At 73.4% G+C, this 16,275-nt stretch carries 17 protein-coding genes and 1 pseudogene; 10 read left to right on the forward strand and 8 right to left on the reverse strand.

Annotated elements, in window-relative coordinates:
* Positions 1–147: 147 nt before the first annotated feature.
* Positions 148–618, forward strand: a complete 471-nt coding sequence (locus ACIQWR_RS11960) for a hypothetical protein (RefSeq protein WP_404007138.1) — start codon at positions 148–150, stop codon at positions 616–618.
* Here ACIQWR_RS11960 and ACIQWR_RS11965 read toward each other — a convergent pair.
* Entirely contained in the window at positions 615–1,280 is a 666-nt protein-coding gene (locus ACIQWR_RS11965) for a DUF2278 family protein (RefSeq protein WP_404007141.1), read from the reverse strand. The two genes, ACIQWR_RS11960 and ACIQWR_RS11965, sit on opposite strands and share 4 nt — an antisense overlap.
* Before the next feature lie 168 nt (positions 1,281–1,448).
* Here ACIQWR_RS11965 and ACIQWR_RS11970 point away from each other — a divergent pair, with 168 nt between their 5' ends.
* Both ACIQWR_RS11970 and ACIQWR_RS11975 read left to right on the forward strand, forming a co-directional pair.
* Entirely contained in the window at positions 1,449–1,805 is a 357-nt protein-coding gene (locus tag ACIQWR_RS11970; RefSeq protein ID WP_404007144.1) for a YciI family protein, read from the forward strand.
* Between the two features lie 97 nt (positions 1,806–1,902).
* Positions 1,903–3,159 carry an RNA polymerase sigma factor gene (locus ACIQWR_RS11975; protein WP_404007147.1) on the forward strand — a complete coding sequence of 419 codons (1,257 nt, stop codon included), beginning with the start codon at positions 1,903–1,905 and terminating at the stop codon, positions 3,157–3,159.
* Positions 3,160–3,174: 15 nt separating this feature from the next.
* Here ACIQWR_RS11975 and ACIQWR_RS11980 read toward each other — a convergent pair whose 3' ends face one another.
* The 6 genes from ACIQWR_RS11980 to ACIQWR_RS12005 all read right to left on the reverse strand — a co-directional run bounded on the left by ACIQWR_RS11980 (position 3,175) and on the right by ACIQWR_RS12005 (position 8,200).
* Entirely contained in the window at positions 3,175–3,513 is a 339-nt protein-coding gene (locus ACIQWR_RS11980; protein ID WP_404007150.1) for a thioredoxin family protein, read from the reverse strand.
* Between the two features lie 132 nt (positions 3,514–3,645).
* Positions 3,646–3,858: a ferredoxin gene (locus tag ACIQWR_RS11985; RefSeq protein ID WP_404007152.1), complete on the reverse strand. Its 213-nt coding sequence runs from the start codon at positions 3,856–3,858 to the stop codon at positions 3,646–3,648.
* The gene (locus ACIQWR_RS11990; RefSeq protein WP_404007155.1) at positions 3,855–5,045 is read right to left on the reverse strand and encodes a cytochrome P450; all 1,191 of its coding nucleotides are present in this window, start codon (positions 5,043–5,045) and stop codon (positions 3,855–3,857) included. Before ACIQWR_RS11990 ends, ACIQWR_RS11985 begins: the two co-directional genes overlap by 4 nt.
* Positions 5,046–5,196: 151 nt before the next feature.
* The gene (locus tag ACIQWR_RS11995) at positions 5,197–6,219 is read right to left on the reverse strand and encodes an MASE1 domain-containing protein (protein ID WP_404007158.1); all 1,023 of its coding nucleotides are present in this window, start codon (positions 6,217–6,219) and stop codon (positions 5,197–5,199) included.
* A 67-nt stretch (positions 6,220–6,286) separates the two neighbouring features.
* Positions 6,287–7,144 (reverse strand): PP2C family protein-serine/threonine phosphatase, encoded by an 858-nt coding sequence (locus ACIQWR_RS12000; RefSeq protein WP_404007161.1) that lies wholly within the window; start codon positions 7,142–7,144, stop codon positions 6,287–6,289.
* Between the two features lie 90 nt (positions 7,145–7,234).
* Entirely contained in the window at positions 7,235–8,200 is a 966-nt protein-coding gene (locus ACIQWR_RS12005) for a pirin family protein (protein WP_404007164.1), read from the reverse strand.
* A 303-nt stretch (positions 8,201–8,503) separates the two neighbouring features.
* Here ACIQWR_RS12005 and ACIQWR_RS12010 point away from each other — a divergent pair.
* The 6 genes and pseudogenes from ACIQWR_RS12010 to ACIQWR_RS12035 form a co-directional block, all read left to right on the forward strand.
* Positions 8,504–8,788, forward strand: a pseudogene (locus ACIQWR_RS12010) (tetratricopeptide repeat protein); the annotation flags it as partial.
* 96 nt (positions 8,789–8,884) lie between these two features.
* Entirely contained in the window at positions 8,885–10,090 is a 1,206-nt protein-coding gene (locus tag ACIQWR_RS12015) for a methyltransferase (RefSeq protein ID WP_404007167.1), read from the forward strand.
* Positions 10,091–10,182: 92 nt separating this feature from the next.
* Positions 10,183–10,974: a MerR family transcriptional regulator gene (locus ACIQWR_RS12020; RefSeq protein ID WP_404007170.1), complete on the forward strand. Its 792-nt coding sequence runs from the start codon at positions 10,183–10,185 to the stop codon at positions 10,972–10,974.
* 107 nt (positions 10,975–11,081) lie between these two features.
* Positions 11,082–11,717, forward strand: a complete 636-nt coding sequence (locus tag ACIQWR_RS12025) for a DUF6230 family protein (protein WP_404007174.1) — start codon at positions 11,082–11,084, stop codon at positions 11,715–11,717.
* Positions 11,708–12,220: a DUF6114 domain-containing protein gene (locus tag ACIQWR_RS12030; protein ID WP_404007177.1), complete on the forward strand. Its 513-nt coding sequence runs from the start codon at positions 11,708–11,710 to the stop codon at positions 12,218–12,220. The genes ACIQWR_RS12025 and ACIQWR_RS12030 overlap by 10 nt, the downstream gene beginning before the upstream one ends.
* Positions 12,217–12,879: a hypothetical protein gene (locus ACIQWR_RS12035; RefSeq protein ID WP_404007180.1), complete on the forward strand. Its 663-nt coding sequence runs from the start codon at positions 12,217–12,219 to the stop codon at positions 12,877–12,879. Before ACIQWR_RS12030 ends, ACIQWR_RS12035 begins: the two co-directional genes overlap by 4 nt.
* Positions 12,880–12,973: 94 nt before the next feature.
* Here the strand turns inward: ACIQWR_RS12035 and ACIQWR_RS12040 are convergent, their stop codons facing one another.
* A complete protein-coding gene (locus ACIQWR_RS12040; protein ID WP_404007183.1) occupies positions 12,974–15,733 on the reverse strand; it encodes a penicillin acylase family protein in 2,760 nt (919 codons plus the stop codon).
* 207 nt (positions 15,734–15,940) lie between these two features.
* Between ACIQWR_RS12040 and ACIQWR_RS12045 the strand changes: the two genes are divergently transcribed.
* Positions 15,941–16,255, forward strand: a complete 315-nt coding sequence (locus ACIQWR_RS12045; protein ID WP_404007186.1) for a DUF2087 domain-containing protein — start codon at positions 15,941–15,943, stop codon at positions 16,253–16,255.
* The last annotated feature ends 20 nt before the right edge of the window (positions 16,256–16,275 follow it).

Here is a 16,275-nt window from a genome sequence, read left to right on the forward strand (position 1 = left end):
CCTCCACCACCCTGGTGCCCGCTCGGGGGTGTAGCCAGTGCCACCCCCTTTCCGGACGGCTCCACTACTGACCGCGAGCATGCTGACCAGCAGAGTTGTCACCGTGCTCGGGGGAAGGACCGCCGGGCCGGAGGGAGTTGTGCCGCCATGACGCTCGTCGCACCGCAGCCGCGGACCCGCCGCGTCCCCGGGCCGTTCGCCGCCCCCGCCTTCGGCGGGCCGGCCGCTCGGCGCGCCCCCCGGGCGGCCACGGTGCTGACGGCCGCCGGGATGGCGCTGGTGCCGTGGATCGCCGTGCTGGCGAAGACCCTGCCGCACACCGTCGAGGTCTCCCACTGGTCCACCGCGTGGATCGGTCTGGACGTCATGCTGGCCGCCGGACTGGCCGGTACGGGACTGCTCGTCAAGCGGGACGATCCGCGGGCCGGGGCGCTGGCCGCGGCGACGGCGGCCGCACTGGTGCTGGACGCCTGGTTCGACGTCACGACGGCGGCGGCGGGCGGCGCGCGGCTGACGGCCGTGGCCCTCGCGCTCTGCGCGGAACTCCCCCTGGCCGCACTGTGCACCTCGCTCGCGGTCCGCCGCCCACGGCCCGCAACCGCCACCACCACCCCCTAGGCAGGGAGCGGGTGGCCGTCCTGGTCGGTCGCGTCCGCCTGCGTGGAGAACCGGGACAGGAACGCGTCGTACCGGCCGTCCGGGCGGCGGACGAGCGTGGCGCCGTCCTGCCAGATGCCGTTGTCGTCCCACCACTGGCTGTCGCGGGGGTCGCCCTGGTTCTGGTGGACGTTGTGCACGCCGAGCCCCTCGTCGAAGGGCTCGCCGAAGACGAGCACCTGCCGCCCGGGCACGAGCAGCGGCTCCAGCGCCTGCGAGGCCTCCAGGTAGCTGCCGGAGATCCACGGCCGCGGCGGGCTCACCCGGTCGATCAGCCCCTGGAGCCAGCCCGGCGGGCGGCGGACGAAGAGGCAGCCCGCCCGGTCCGCCAGCGCCGGGTGCCTGAGGTAGTCCAGTGCGCCCGATCCGGAAGCGCGGGACAGGTCGTGGAAGCCCGTGGCCGCGGGGTCCACCGGTTCGAGCACCGAGGGGTAGAGGGTGAGGACCTTCCACTGCACGCCGGTGCTGGAGTGCTTGCTGTCCACGTCGATCGCGCAGGCGTAGCGGCCCGCCGGGGTGTCGACCTCCAGGTGGACGTGGAACCAGCGGCCCTGGTCGTCGGGATCGTCGCGGAAGTGTCGGTGGAGGGTTCCGGACAGTACTCCGTAGTTCTCGAGCGGCATGGTCCCAGTCAACCACCGCCCGCCGCGAGAACCCGCGGAAAAGAATTCTCCGGCGTGTGTCGATCCCGCCGCCCGCCGTTCGACGTATGAGTGAGGGGCGGGGAAGGAACCCCGCCTCCGTACACCCCCCCGTACGGCCCCCGTACGGAACGGCACGAGGAGCACGTCATGCCCCGCTACCTTTCGATGATCCGCCTCGACGAGGCCAACGCCCCGGTCGAGGGCCCCAGCGACGCGCTGATGGAGCGGATGGGCCTGCTGATCGAGGAGATGACGAAGGCCGGGGTGCTGCTGGACACCGCCGGTCTCACCCCCACCGCGCAAGGGGCCCGGGTGACCTGGGACGGCGGCCGGACCTCGGTCGTGGACGGCCCGTTCACCGAGGCCAAGGAGGTCATCGGCGGCTACGCGATGCTCCAGTGCAAGGACCTGCCGGAGGCGGTCGAGTGGACGAAGCGGTTCCTCGCGGTCCACGAGGACTACTGGACGATCACCTGTGAGGTCCGCGAGGTCGCCGAAGGCTGAGCCGCCCGCGCCGCACCGCTCCACCGCCCGGCCCGGCCTCGTTGCCGGGCCGGGCGGTGGGGTGCTCTGATGGGTGGCCGTGAGGACAGACAGCACGGTGGAGACCGTTTTCCGGATCGAGTCCGCTCGGATCATCGCTTCGGCCGCGCGGATCGTCCGGGACGTCGGGCTCGCCGAGGAGATCGCCCAGGACGCCCTCGTCGAAGCCCTGGAGCAGTGGCCGCGCACGGGGGTGCCGGACCATCCGGCGGCCTGGCTGACGACCACCGCCCGCCGCCGGGCGGTCGACCTGGTGCGCCGCCGCGAGACCTACGCCCGCAAGCTCGCGGAGCTGGGCCGGGACCTGGACGAGGCGGCGTACGATCCCGAACCGGCCGGCCCGGACGACATCGACGACGACGTGCTCCGGTTGATCTTCACCGCCTGCCACCCGGTGCTCCCGCCGGACGCCCGGATCGCGCTCACCCTGCGGCTGCTGGGCGGGCTGACCACGGACGAGATCGCCCGGGCCTTCCTCGCACCGGAGGCGACCGTCGCCCAGCGCATCGTGCGGGCGAAGCGGTCGCTGGCGAAGGCGCGGGTGCCCTTCGAGGTGCCGTACGGGCCCGAGCGCACCCAGCGGCTCGCGGGGGTGCTGGAGGTGATCTACCTGATCTTCAACGAGGGCTACTCGGCCACCGTCGGCGACGATCTGATCCGCCCGGCGCTCTGCGAGGACGCGCTGCGGCTCGCCCGGCAGCTGGCCGCGCTGATGCCCGCGGAGGCGGAGGCGCACGCGCTGGCGGCGCTGCTGGAGATCCAGGCCTCGCGGACGGCGGCCCGTACCGACCCCGAGGGCCGGCCGGTCCTCCTCGCCGACCAGCGGCGGAGCCGCTGGGACCGACTGCTGATCCGGCGCGGTTTCGCGGCGCTGGCGACGGCGGGCGATCTGGGCGGCCCGCCCGGGCCGTACGCCCTCCAGGCCGCCATCGCGGCCTGCCACGCCCGGGCCCGCAGCTACGAGGAGACCGACTGGACGGCGATCGCCGCGCTGTACGGGCGGCTCGCGGCGCTCGCGCCCTCGCCCGTGGTCGAACTGAACCGGGCGGTCGCCGTCTCGATGGCCGAGGGGCCCGAGGCCGGCCTGGCCGTGGTGGACGCCGTGGCGGGGGCGCCCGTGCTGAAGAGCTACCACCTGCTGCCCAGCGTCCGGGGCGAGCTGCTGGCCCGGCTCGGCCGCAGCGCCGAGGCCCGGGCGGAGTTCACCCGCGCCGCGCGGCTGACCCGCAACGCGCGGGAGCGGACCCTGCTGCTGCTCCGGGCCGACGCGGTCGCGGCGCCGGAGCCCGGGCCGGAGCCGGCGGGCCGGGGCTGACGCGGCCGGACCGGGTCAGAAGGCCGCTTCCAGGAACTCCGCGAGCTCCGCCCGGTCCAGCGGCCCCTGCCGGGTGGCCACGACCTCGCCCGCGGTGACGAGCACGAACCAGGGCGCGCTGGTGACCCCGTAGCGGGCGGTCGGTCCCGGGCAGCGGGTCATGTCGGCCTTGACGGCGGTCAGCCGCCCGGCGTGGGCGGCGGCCGCCTCCCGGACCAGGGCGTCGGCCTCCTTGCACACGGCGGCGGCCTTGGGCCAGGTCCCGGTGAAGTAGGCGAGGACCGGCCCGGGGGCGTGCCCGAGGATGAAGTCGAACTCCGCGTTCTCCAGCGGCTGGTGGACCGGGCTCGCCATCGGGGCTCCTGAGGTGGTGATCGGTGCGGCACCACCATCATGCGAGGACGGGCCCCACTGCCGCCAACCGGCCCCCCGGTGCCCCGCGCCGCCGGGTGGCACGGGGCACCGGGGGGGCCGGGGCGGCCGCCCTCAGACGGGCCGTACGGCGATGGCTCCCACCGGGCAGGCCCGGGCCGCTTCGCGGACCAGCGCGCTGCCGTCGCCGTCCTCCTTTCCGGGCAGCAGTTCGCTGAGCCCGTCGTCGTCCTGCGTGAAGACGCCCGGTGCGGTCAGGGCGCACTGTCCGGCGCCGATGCAGACGTCCTTGTCGATGTCGATGCGGTGGGCCACGGCGCGGCTCACCAGGTCACGGGGAGTTCGAGCATCCCCTGGATGGTGTTCGCCGGCTTGAAGGGGATCTGCTCGGCGGGCGCGGCGAGGCGCAGTCCCGGCAGGCGTTCGAAGAGGGCCTGGAGGGCGATCTCCACCTCGGCCCGGGCCAGGTTCTGCCCGAGGCACTGGTGGATGCCGAAGCCGAAGGCGACGTGGTGACGGGCGGACCGGTGCCAGTCCAGGGCATCCGGCCCCGGGTAGGCCGACTCGTCGCGGTTGATGACCGAGGTGGAGAAGACCACCCCCTCGTCCTTGCGGATGGTCACCCCCGCGACGTCGACGTCGACGGTGGCGACGCGGAGCATGCCGTCCGCGATCGAGAGGAACCGCAGCAGTTCCTCCACGGCCGCGGGCATCAACTCCGGCTCGGCCCGCAGTTCGGCCAGCTGCTCGGGATGGCGGAGCAGGGTGAAGGTGCCGAGCGAGATCATGTTCGCGGTCGTCTCGTGTCCGGCGACCAGGAGGATCGTGGCCAGGTCGACGAGTTCCGCACGGTCCACCTCGCCCGTGAGCAGGCGCTGCGCGATCAGCTCGTCGAGCAGCCCGTCGCCGGGTTCGGTGCGCTTGCGGTCGATCAGTTCGCCCAGGTAGCGGTTCAGTTCGTCGCGGGCGTCCCCGACCTCGTCGGCGTCCTTCCCGCGCAGCAGCCGGCGCGACTGCGCCTCGAAGAAGTCGTGGTCGGCGTACGGCACCCCGAGCAGGGCGCAGATCACCATCGACGGCAGGGGCAGGGCGAAGGCGTCGACGAGTTCCGCGGTCGGCCCGTTCGCGATCATCTCGTCGATGAGCCGGTCCGCGGTCTCGCGGATCTGCGGCCGCAGGGACGCCGTCCGCTTGAGGGTGAAGCTGGGGATCAGCATCCGGCGCTGGACGTTGTGCTCGGGGTCGTCCACCCCGAGCAGGGCGACCCGGCGGTTCTGCAGGCCCTTCAGGCGGGCCGCGGGGTTGGGGAACGCCTCGTTCTGGCGGTTGGAGGAGAGCCGGGAATCGGTCAACAGGGCCCGCGCCTCGGCGTGGCCGGTGACCACCCACACGGAGCGGCCGTCGTAAAGGGTGACCCGGGAGAGGGGCCTCGCCTCGCGCAGCGGCTGGTAGGCGGCCGGCGGGTGGTAGGGGCAGGTGCGGTCCTGGGGAAAGGCAACAGCGGGTTCCGTCATGAGTTGACCTCACAAGCGATCGATCGGTCGTGTGACCCCTCCATTAGATGCCTCAGGCATCTATAGGTGCTATGTGAAGTTCGGCCAAATCACCCGCACGGACGCACCACCGGAGCGGGCACCCGCCCCGGGCCGGACGGTCCCCGGCCGATCAGTCCCCGGCCGATCGGTCCCCCGCCGTGCCGGATCCGCGCCGCCCCTCCCGGTCCGGCGGTGGCCACGCCTCGACCGGCCGCCCCGGTACCAGGCGCTCCACCAGCTCGGCCATGTCCAGGCACGCCTGCTCGATCTTCTCCCGGACGTTCTGCTGCTCGGTGACCAGGGCCGACAGCAGCAGCCCGGTCAGCGCCACGGAGCCGTTGAGCGCCTGGAGGTTCACCATGACCTCCAGGAGCGACTGGCCGGCGAAGGGCCCGACCCGGTCGTTCGCCGCCGAGATCGCCAGTACGGACACCAGGAGCACGCACGGCGCGGCCCCCGGCAGACGGAACCGCAGCGCGGCCCAGATCAGCAGCGGGAAGACGAGGAAGAGCAGGGCGATCGAGCTGCGGGTGACGAAGAGCGAGACGCACACGACACCGACGGCCAGCGCCACCGCCTCCGCCCATCGCAGGGGGTCCCGGGACAACCCGTACGGCCGCCGCAGGACGAGCAGCAGCGGGGTCAGGACGAGCACCCCCATGGCGTCCCCGGCCCACCAGGCCGCCCAGAAGGACCAGAACCCGTTCGGCGGGAGGCTGCCGCTGAGCACCACCGCCACGGACCCCACGGTGGCGCTGATCAGCATCGGGACCATGCCGCCGAGGAAGACCAGCGCCACGCCGTCCCCCAGCCGGTCCAGCGCGGGGCGGAAGCCCACCTTGCGGAGCAGCAGGGCCGCGCACACCGGCGCGAGGGTGTTCCCCGCGAGGATCGCCAGACCCGAGGGCTGGAACCCGTTGATCGTCTCGATCACGAGGTAGCTGCCGAGGGCGATTCCCGGCCAGACCCCCAGCCCCAGCCGCAGCAGGCAGCTCAGCGCGATGCCCGTCGGCAGGAACAGGGGCGTGACGACGGCGCCGTCGATCGCGACCCGCTGGAGCAGGCCGATCCGCCCGGTCAGGTAGTAGGCGACGGCCACGGCCAGGATCCGCAGGACCGCAGCGCCCCACCGTCGCCACCGCTCGTTGCGCACCGCACCATCAGAACACCGTCCCCGCGTCCCGGCAGGACGTGACACGCGCCCCGGCAGGTCCCCGGGCTCACCCGCACGGGCCCGCGGGGGCCTCCTGCGGCGGGCCGCCCGTCGCGTCGTGGCACAGGACGAGCACCGCGGCGTCGTCCGCGTGCCCGGTGGAGTCCGCCACCTCCATCACCGCGGCCGCCAGCTCGCCCGGATCGGCGCCCGCGCCCTCCCTCACCACGCGGGCGACCCGGTCCAGCCCCTCGTCGATCGGGAACGTCGGCCCTTCGACCACCCCGTCGGTGAGCAGGACGAACGCCCCCGCCTTGGTCAGCCTGCGCCGGGTCACCGGGTAGACGGCGCCCGCCAGCATCCCCAGGGGCACGCCCCCGGCGTCCAGGGATATGCCGTACTCCCCGTCGACGGTCGCCCAGACGGCCGGCACGTGGCCCGCGCGGGCGCTCTCCAGGGCCCAGCTCCCCGGATCGAAGCGCAGGAAGCTACAGGTCGCGAAGAGGTCGCAGTCCACGGACAGCAGCAGGTCATTGGCCCGGCTCAGCACCTCGCCCGGGTCCGCCGCGGAGGCCGCCACCGCACGCAGCCCGATCCGCACCTGGCCCATGAATGCGGCCGCCTCGACGTCGTGGCCCTGGACGTCACCGAGGGAGAAGCCCAGTGCGCCGCCCGGCAGCGGGAAGCCGTCGTACCAGTCGCCGCCTATGTCCAGGCCGTGCCGGGCGGGCGCGTAGCGCGCCGCGGTCCGCAGCCCGGGCACGTTCGGCAGGGCGGCCGGGAGCATCCGGCGCTGGAGGGCCTCCGCCAGTTCGACCCGGGCCTGCTGGAACTCCGCCCGCTCGCGGGCCTGCGCGGTCAGCAGTCCGAGCCGGTTGAGCAGGTCGTCGGCGCTCGTCGGCCGCGGAGCACGTGGCGGGGCCATGGACCGCTCCCAGGTGTGACGGACTGGCGCGCACATCATATTTCGGGGCGGCCCGCGGCGCCCGTCGGGAGCCCCGGGGCCGCCCGCGGCTCAGCGGACGCGGCCCCGGGGCTTGAGGGGCACCGGCGGGAGCTCGGGGGCCGGGATCGGCGCGCCGTCGTACCCCTTCACCTCGCCGTAGCGGGTGCCGTCCATCCACTCCGCACGGGCCTGGTGGATCTCCTCGTCGGTGCGGGCCACGAAGTTCCACCACATGAGGATCTCCTCCTCGAACGGCTCGCCGCCCAGCAGCATCAGGCTCGCGTCCGAGGAGGCCCGCAGCGGCAGCTCCGTGCGCCCGCAGCCCAGGTAGAGCATCGATCCGGGCAGCACCGCGACGCCGTCCACCACCGCCTCGCCCGCCATCGACAGGACCGCGTACTCGAAGTCCGGCTCCAGCGGCAGCCTGGCCTCGGCCCCGGCGGCCAGGGTGATGTCGGCGCCGACGAGGGGGCTGTACGTGGTCCCGGGCGAGGTCGCGGTGTCGAGCGTGCCCATGATCACCGTGGCGGACAGGCCCGGAGCGGTGACGTGCGGCAGCTCGCCGTGGTGCTCGAAGTGCGGGGCCACCTGGCGGTGCGCGTCCGGGAGCGCCACCCACAGCTGGGCGCCGTGCAGGAAGCGGGCGTGCCGGCGGGGGCTCTCCTCGGAGTGGCTGATGCCGCTGCCCGAGGTCATCAGGCCCAGCTCGCGGACCCCTACGGTCTGCAGGCTGCCCACGCTGTCACGGTGCAGGACCTCGCCCTGGTGCAGCCAACTGACCGTCTGCAACCCCTGGTGGGGGTGCGGGGCCACCTGCATGCCGGGCTCGTCGGCGATGTCGTCGGGACCGTAGTGGTCGACGAAGCACCAGGCGCCGACCATGCGGCGGCCCAGGTTCGGCAGCAGCCGGCGCACTTCGGTGCCCGCGCCGAGGGTGACCCGGCGGGGGCTGAGGAGTTCACGGACCGGTTCGGCGACGACGAAGCCGCGCCCGCCGCAGGCGGACAGGGCGGGCTGGCGTTCGAGATTGCTCATGGGCCCAACCTAGTGCTGTGACCGGGAAGGTTCACCGCGTCACGGCCCCGGCGCGACACGGCCGCGCGGAATGTCCGGCGCCGGGCACGCGTTGCAGCCACCGCACAGCCCGACAACCGCACAGCCCGAGCAGGCCGGACGGACCGAACGGTCCGCCGCGGCCGGGAGGAAGCGATGAACACGCCGATGGACCCGACGCCGACCCCGAAGGCCCAGGCCCAGTCCCAGGCATCGGCCCAGGCACCGGCCCCCGCCGCGTACTACGAGCAGGGCACGGCGGCCGAGCGCTGGACCCGCGCCGGGCTGTTCTTCGACGCCAAGGAGTACGTCCCGGCCGCCCGTGTGCTGGAGACCCTGACCGCCGAGGCCCCCGAGCAGCTGGCTCCCCGGCTGCTGCTGGCCCGCACCTACTACCACTCCGCCCGGCTCTCGCTCGCCGAGCGCGAGCTGCGCGCCCTGCTGGAGCGATGGCCGGTGGAGGACTACGCCCAGCTGCTGCTCGGGCGCACCCTGGAGCGCCAGGGGCGGGCGGCCGAGGCGGCCCCGCACCTGCGCATCGCCGCCGCGATGGCCGGCGAGTTCCCCGAGGCGCGGGAGGCGGACCCGGCCGGGGAGGCCCGTACGGACGCCCCGGCGCCGCCGGGTGCGGGCGCGGGCCGCGCACTCGGCTAGCCTGGGTCTCATATGAACCGCCTCACCACGCCTTTCGGCTCCCACCAGCTCACCCGGTTCCCCGAGGACCCCCGCGACCGGCTCCGCGCCTGGGACGCCGCCGACGAGTACCTGCTGCGGCACCTCGCCGCCGGTACCGGCGAGCGCCCGCCGGTGGAGCTGGACGGGCAGATCACCGTCCTCGGGGACCGCTGGGGGACCTTGGTGACGGCGCTGGCCGCGCACCGGCCGGTCCAGATCACGGACTCCTCCCTCGCCCACGAGGCGACCCGCCTCAATCTGGCGCGCGCCGGGGTGCCCGAGGCCGACGTCCGCCTGCTGACCACTCAGGACGCCCCGCCGGAGCGGATCGACGTGCTGCTCGTCCGCGTGCCCAAGAGCCTGGCGCTGCTGGAGGACCAGCTGCACCGACTGGCCCCGCACCTGCACGCGGACACCGTGGTCGTCGGCACCGGCATGGTCAAGGACATCCACACCTCCACGCTGCGGCTCTTCGAGCGCATCGTCGGCCCGACCCGGACCTCGCTCGCGGAGAAGAAGGCCCGGCTGATCTTCGCCACGCCCGGACCGCAGGCCGCCCGCGAGGCCGCCGCGCCCGGGCCCTGGCCGCTGACCTACACCCTGGACGAGGACTCGGGCGTGGCCTCCGGGCTCACCGCGGTCAACGAGGCCGGGGTCTTCTGCGCGGACCGGCTCGACATCGGCACCCGGTTCCTGCTCCAGCACTTCCCCCAGCGCACCGGAGCCGCCCGGATCGTGGACCTGGGGTGCGGCAACGGCGTGGTCGGCACGGCCGCCGCGCTCGCCGAGCCCGGCGCCGAAGTGATCTTCACCGACGAGTCGTACCAGGCGGTGGCCTCGGCGCAGGCGACGTACCGGGCGAACGTCCCGGAGGGCGACCGCAAGGCCGAGTTCCTGGTCGGCGACGGGCTCGCCGGGGTACCGGACGGCTCGGTGGACCTGGTGCTGAACAACCCGCCGTTCCACTCGCACCAGGCGACGACCGAGGCCACCGCGATGCGGATGTTCGCCCAGGCCCGCCAGGCCCTGCGGCCCGGCGGCGAGCTGTGGGTGGTCGGCAACCGCCACCTCGGCTACCACGTCCGACTGCGCCGGCTCTTCGGGAACAGCCAACTCGTCGCGAGCGACCCGAAGTTCGTGGTCCTGCGCGCGGTCAAGCAGGCCCCCGCGCCCAAGGACCGACCCGCCGGAGAGTAAGCGCCCACTACCGGTCATCGACCCGGTCGGCGACCGGTGGATACCCGCCGGTACCGGCCAGGAGCATCCGGATCACCTCCTACACTCGGCCCGTGAGCAGCAGCCGGGTCGGGCCGACCCCATCGGCGGGTGAGCGCGCGGCGCACCGCGACGACGGGCCCGCGGCCCGCTACCGCCGGGAGGAAGTCGCCCTCGCGGCGGGCGTGAAGGTGCGCAACCTGCGCTACTACCAGGAGCGCGGCCTGCTCCCGCCGCCGCTGCGCGAGGGCCGGATCGCCTGGTACTCCGACGACCATCTCGCCCGGCTGCGGCTGATCAACGACCTCCTGGGCCGGGGCTACACCGTCAACGGCATCGCGGAGCTGCTGCGCGCCTGGGAGGAGGGCGGCGGGATCGGCCGACTCCTGGGCCTGGAGCGGGAGATGACCCGGGGCTGGGTGCACGAGGACCCGGTCACGATGACCCTGGCCGAGCTGCGCGCACTCTTCGGCGCGGCGGCCACCGCGCAGCACACCCGGCGCGCGGCGGCCCTGCGGTACGTCACGATCGAGGGCGACACGGTGACCTTCCCGAGCCGCGGGCTGCTGGAGGCGACCGTGGCGCTGGTGCGGCAGGGGGTGCCGCTCACCGAGATCCTGGACGCGGGGGACTTCGTACAGACCCAAGCGGCAGCGCTCGCGGACCGGTTCGTGGGACTCTTCCGATCGCATGTGATCGGCCCGGCCGGACTGGAGCACCTTTCGGCCACCCAGGTTCAGCACATCACGGATGCGGTGGCCGCCCTGCGTCCGGTGGCGGGCGAGGTCGTGGCCGCCGAGTTCGCCCGTGCGATGGCCCGGCGGGTGGAGGCCGAGGTCGCCGAACTGCTGCGTACGGAGCAGTAGGAGTCGGCCGAAACCGGGCGTTCCCGCAACCTTGCCAACCACCATTGGCACTCTTACATTCAACTCGTCGGTAACAACGGTGCACAGCCGATATATAGGGGCATCCGGTGGAAGATTCCCAGAATTTACCTGACAACGCTGTCAACAGCGCTGACGGCCGGGTCAGATGGCGGCGCTTCGCCGTCCTGACCCTCCCGGCGGTCGCGGTCACGGCGGGCCTCGGGATAGCCCTGGCGCAGGGCGCGCTCGCCGCCTCCTTCGCCGTGTCGGGGCAGCAGTTCAAGGTCTCGGCGCAGAGCCTGGAGGGCGAGGGCTTCGCCCAGTACGGCAGCGTCGACGTCAACGCCCGCAACGAGCTCATCCCGGTGGCGGTCACCGCCATCAAGGAGGCCAAGCTCCACAGCCTCTGCCAGTCGGTGGTCACCACGCTCCCGCTGATCGGCGACATCTCGCTCAACCTCACGGCGGGCCAGAAGAATCCGGTCGAGGCCAGCAACCTCTTCGTGGACGCGACCCAGCTCTCCGGCGACGCGGTCTTCAGCAACATCGAGATCGGCCGGGACGCCTCCACCCTGGACAAGGGTCCGACGGAGGCCGTGGGCATGCAGGACCTCTTCGCCCAGCAGGCCGACAGCGTCACCATCAGCGACCTGCACCAGACGGCGTGGGCGACCAACGCCGGCACCTTCAAGCTCTCCGGCCTCAACATGAGCATCAGCAAGGGCAAGAAGGAATGCTTCTGACCCGGGGCGGCGCCCGGGACGGCACCGGCCCGCGGACCGGCACCCCGTCCGGCGGCGGCCGGCGGCCCGGGAGGTTCCGTCGCTGGAGGCGGAGCAGACCCTTCTGGGGCGGCTTCTTCGCCCTCCTCGCCGGGGCCGAGATCTGCGCGCTGCCGCTGGCACCGCTGAAGATCATGCTCCAGCAGGGCGTGGCGGGCATCCCGTCCGTCCTGATGGGGATCGTCATGATCGTGATGGGGCTCTCCGCCTGGTTCTCCCCTCAGCACCGCACCCTGGCGGGGATCCTCACGACGCTCATCGCCACGGCCGCGCTGGTCCTGTCGAATCTGGGCGGGTTCCTCATCGGCACCCTGCTCGGCATCCTCGGCGGCGGTCTGATGTTCGCCTGGCAGCCTTCCGCCGCGCCCCGCCGCCCGTCCGCCACTCCCCCCACGGACACCACTCCTCCCCCCTCTCCTGCGCCCCCCACGCAGGACACCGATCCCCAAGGAGCGCCGTCATGACCCGTACGCACACCCGCACCGCACTCGCCCTGGCCGCCGCTCTCGCGGCCGCCGGGGCCCTGACCCTGTGCTCCGTCCCCGCGACGGCGAGCCCCTTACCCCTGGCGGGCTCGACCACCGTCTCGCCCGCCGGACACGCCTTCAAGGCCACGCTCAGCGGCAAGGCCACCCTCAAGGCCGGTTCGGTCACCGTGACCTGCTCGGTCTCCGTCTCGACGGGTTCGGTCCCGGCCGCTCCCGGCAACCACAACGCGGCCGGGGCCGTCTCCTCGCCCATCTCGCCGCCGACGTACAGCTCGTGCACCTCCAGCATCCCCGGGGTCACGCCGACGGTCACCACGAGCGGCGCGTGGTCCGTCTCGATGCAGAACGGCTCGCCGATCACGGCCACGATGACCGTGCCCACCGGCGGTCTGGTCGTGCACACGACCGGCCTCGCGACCTGCACCGTGACCACCGCCCCCAGCGGTCCGGCCGCGGTCGCGGGCACCTGGACCAACGGCGCCCCCTCCAGCCTGACCTTCACGAACGCCACCGTGCCGGTCACGGTCACCGGCGGCTTCGGCTGTCCGACGAGCGCGACCAGCTCGACCTTCAACGCCGTGTACAAGGTGACGGACACCACCGACCCGGCCCAGCAGATCACCGTCGCTCCCTGACCCCCGCACGGTGAACGCCGCCCCGCCGCCCCCGGTTCGCACCGGGGACGGCGGGGCTTCGCGCGGGGTCGGGCCGGTTCAGCGGTGCGCCGCTTCAGCGGTGCGCCGGGAACTCCACCACCTGCTGGTAGGTCGGCCGGTTCTGCCAGGTGGTCATCGGGTGGGCGAGCCCGCCCACCGGACGCTGGACGATGCCGTCCGCGCACCACTGCTTGCCGGCGGCGCAGGTGCCGTCGGCCGGGTAGACCGCGGCCGGGGTCGCGGCCGCCGCCTGCCTCAGGGTGGCGAGCAGGACGTCGCGGCAGCCGCTCAGCGAACCGCCCCCGCAGTAGACCCGGGACGGCGGATCGGCCACCGGCCGCCCGAGGACCATCCGCAGGTCCTCGTCCGCGTAGCTCCACCACCCGTACTGGAACGCGGAGCCGGCGTGCGAACCGGTGGGCCCGTGGCCCGCGTTGGGTGCTTCGTCGATGGTCAGCGAGGCCCGCAGGGCGTCGTACAGGGGGGCGCCGAGACCGGGCTTGAACTCGGCTTCGATCAGCAGCGGCCACCACGCGTCCATGATGCGGATCGCGTCGGCGTTCGCGTAGGTCTGCGAACCCGGGGCGGTCTCCTTCCGTTCGCTGCCGGCGTCGCGCCAGGCGGTCAGCTTCTGCACGGCCGCGGCCGCCGCCGGATCGGTGACGGGCGAGCCGGCGAGGACGTCGATCAGCTCGGGCAGCAGGTTCTCCCCGCGCAGGTCGGTGACCGCCGCGTCCTCCATGGCCCGGGTGAGGGAGGCCCGGGTGACCCCGCCCGCGGCGACGAGCGGTTTGACCCGGTCGTCGAGGAGGCCGGCGCGGTGCACCGCGCCCATCCCGAAGCCGGCCGCCCCGTACCCCTTGGCCTGCTTGTTGTTCCAACTGACGTAGTAGTCCTGCCCGATGGACTGCGGGTGTTCGGCGGGCGGTGTGTAGGCGGCCGTGTTCACGGTCGGGTCGAAGTCCCGCCACTCGTAGGCGGCCCGGCCGAGCACCGGCAGCGCGGGGTCGACCCCGGCGGCCCGGACCGGGTTCGACCCGCTGTTGTAGTAGGCGGCTTCGCGGGAGTCGGCGTAGAACCAGTTGAAGGCGTAGCCGATGTGCTGGGCGGCCTGCTGGAAGGTGCGGGCGTCCGTCACGTACGCCGGGTCGTTGAGCATCTGGAAGCCGATCATCGAGTCGGCCTCGTGGCGGTAGGTCGAGCGCAGTGCGGTGTAGGCGACCGGCTTGCCCGCGATGCTCGCGCGGTGCGTGACGATGCCGTAGGCGGTGCGCCACACCTGCATCCGGTAGGAGCCCGCCGCGGTGCCGTCGGCGACGGTGGGCTTCCAGGAATTGCTGTGCTCCAGCTTCTCCATGGGCGTGCAGGTCCCGCGGAACAGGTAGGAGGCGGAGGCGGTGGTCGGCGCGGAGCCGCCCGGTTCGCACAGCTCGACGGCGAAGGTGTCGGTGATGTCCTGCCCGGCGGAGGTCGCGCTCCAGGCGTAGTCCTGGCCGCGCCCGAGCTGTACGTACATGCTCACGCCCGCGAAGGAGGCCCCGCGCGCGCTCAGGCCCGGACCCTGGAGCTCCTGGAGCATGAGCAACTGGGGTGCCAGATAGCCTGTTTGCGGACCGAAGACGGCGACGGGGTGGCCGCTCGCGGTCTTCGCGCCGGAGACGAGCAGCGCGTTGGACATGCTCTGCTTGATCGGTTTGGGCGGCACGGCCGCGGCCGCGGTGGCCGCCGCGCCCTTACGGTCGTACACCAGCGGTTCGGCGACGACCGAGCCTGCGTCCGGGAGCGCGGTGCCCTGGGGGTTCGCGGGCTTCTGCGCGTAGGGGAAGCTCGTCCCGTCATGGACCGTCAACACGGCCTCGGGGTCCTCGCGTTGGCGGAAGGACTCCCAGACCCGGGTGCCCTCCTCCAGGCCGAACTTCTGCTGCGCGGCCAGGAGCGAGACCGCGGCCTGCACCTCGCCACCGCCACCGCCGCCGAAGAGCCCGCCGACGACGGAGGCGAGGGCGATCAGGTCGGTGAGCTTGAAGGGCTGGATCTCCCCCGCGTTGGTGATCGAGTCGATGTGGCCGGTGAGGACGTACTCGCCGGGGAAGTAGCGGCCGTTCTTCGACTGCGTCCGGTAGTCGTTGATGCCGTCGACGTACGCCTGCGCGTCCGCCATCGCCTGGCGACCGCGCTCGCCCTCGGTGGTGCGGATCCGGTCCACCTGGGCCTGCAGGTCGGCTTCGGTGTAGGGGGCCTGGGGCCAGAACTCCTGCTCCAGGCCCTGGTTGGCGAGGGCGCCGCCCGCGAAGGGGGTCAGGTCCCCGCGCCCGACGTGCCGGAAGAGGTCCATCTGCCACAGCCGGTCCTGGGCGGCGGCGTAGCCCGCGCCGTACTCGGTGCCGTAGCGGGTGGTGCCCTTGATGTGGGGCACGCCGGACTTCTTGTCCCGGGTGATGGTGACGTCGGCGCGCGGGCTGATGGTGGAGGCCACCTGGGCGGAGGGGACGCCGAAGGAGGCGTCGTTGAAGAAGTCGTTGATCTTCGCATCGGTGAGGCCCGGGTACCCGCCCGCCAGCGAGGCGTAGCGCGCCAGTTGGTCGGAGGTGTGCTCGGGCAGGGTGCCGAAGGCCTTGTGGAGCAGGATCTGGGCGAGGGTGGCGTTGCCGCTCTGGCCGGGCGGCAGGATGTCGGAGCACTGGCCGCCGCAGTAGTCCGCGATGGGGAGCGGGACGGGGTCGGCGGCGGACCGGGCCGCCGAGGCGGTCGCGAGGGGGGAGAACAGGGCGGCGCCCAGGGCGATGAGCCCGCCGACGACGGCGGTGCGCAGGCGGGCGGTGGGGCGTTTCATGGGTGCTCCTCCGAGAGGCGGGGAACGGTTCCCGGAGGGTACTGGCGGGGACTACCACTCAGTAAGATGAAGGAGCGTCACTTTTTGGTGTGCGGGGAGAAGGCATGTGCGGGGAGAAGGCAAGTGCGGGGCGAACCGCGTGCGGGGCGGACCACGTGCGGGAAAACCGGTTGCCCGGGGCCCGGCCGCCGGGCCAGGCTGCCGCTCATGTCCGAGAACGCAACGCAGCACCCGCCCCGTCCGTCCGCCCGCGCCGAACGGAACCCCGTGGCCGACCTGTTCTCCGCCACGGGCCGGCTCAAGGCGGTCCCGCGCAAGCCGGCCCGCCGCGACCAGCTCCTGCGGCACCTGGCCGAGACCCTGTTCGAGCCGGACCGCGACTACACCGAGCCCGAGGTCAACGGGGCGCTGCTCTCCGTGCACGACGACAGCGCCGCGCTGCGGCGCTACCTGGTCATCGCGGGCCTGCTGACGCGGACCCGCGACGGCGGCAGCTACCGGCGCGCGACGCTCCCGGCATAGCCGGCGGGGCGGGGCGCCGA

This window comes from Streptomyces sp. NPDC098789, assembly GCF_044759975.1.
In the GTDB taxonomy this organism is placed as follows: domain Bacteria; phylum Actinomycetota; class Actinomycetes; order Streptomycetales; family Streptomycetaceae; genus Streptomyces.

Excerpts from the sequence above, each read along its gene's own strand:
- ACIQWR_RS12030 (WP_404007177.1), top strand. The coding sequence starts at position 11,708 with ATGCTTCTGACCCGGGGCGGCGCCCGGGACGGCACCGGCCCGCGGACC.
- ACIQWR_RS11980 (WP_404007150.1), bottom strand. The coding sequence starts at position 3,513 with ATGGCGAGCCCGGTCCACCAGCCGCTGGAGAACGCGGAGTTCGACTTC.
- ACIQWR_RS12005 (WP_404007164.1), bottom strand. The coding sequence starts at position 8,200 with ATGAGCAATCTCGAACGCCAGCCCGCCCTGTCCGCCTGCGGCGGGCGC.
- ACIQWR_RS11970 (WP_404007144.1), top strand. The coding sequence starts at position 1,449 with ATGCCCCGCTACCTTTCGATGATCCGCCTCGACGAGGCCAACGCCCCG.
- ACIQWR_RS12040 (WP_404007183.1), bottom strand. The coding sequence starts at position 15,733 with ATGAAACGCCCCACCGCCCGCCTGCGCACCGCCGTCGTCGGCGGGCTC.
- ACIQWR_RS11965 (WP_404007141.1), bottom strand. The coding sequence starts at position 1,280 with ATGCCGCTCGAGAACTACGGAGTACTGTCCGGAACCCTCCACCGACAC.
- ACIQWR_RS11960 (WP_404007138.1), top strand. The coding sequence starts at position 148 with ATGACGCTCGTCGCACCGCAGCCGCGGACCCGCCGCGTCCCCGGGCCG.
- ACIQWR_RS12015 (WP_404007167.1), top strand. The coding sequence starts at position 8,885 with ATGAACCGCCTCACCACGCCTTTCGGCTCCCACCAGCTCACCCGGTTC.
- ACIQWR_RS11990 (WP_404007155.1), bottom strand. The coding sequence starts at position 5,045 with ATGACGGAACCCGCTGTTGCCTTTCCCCAGGACCGCACCTGCCCCTAC.
- ACIQWR_RS12035 (WP_404007180.1), top strand. The coding sequence starts at position 12,217 with ATGACCCGTACGCACACCCGCACCGCACTCGCCCTGGCCGCCGCTCTC.
- ACIQWR_RS12000 (WP_404007161.1), bottom strand. The coding sequence starts at position 7,144 with ATGGCCCCGCCACGTGCTCCGCGGCCGACGAGCGCCGACGACCTGCTC.
- ACIQWR_RS12045 (WP_404007186.1), top strand. The coding sequence starts at position 15,941 with ATGTCCGAGAACGCAACGCAGCACCCGCCCCGTCCGTCCGCCCGCGCC.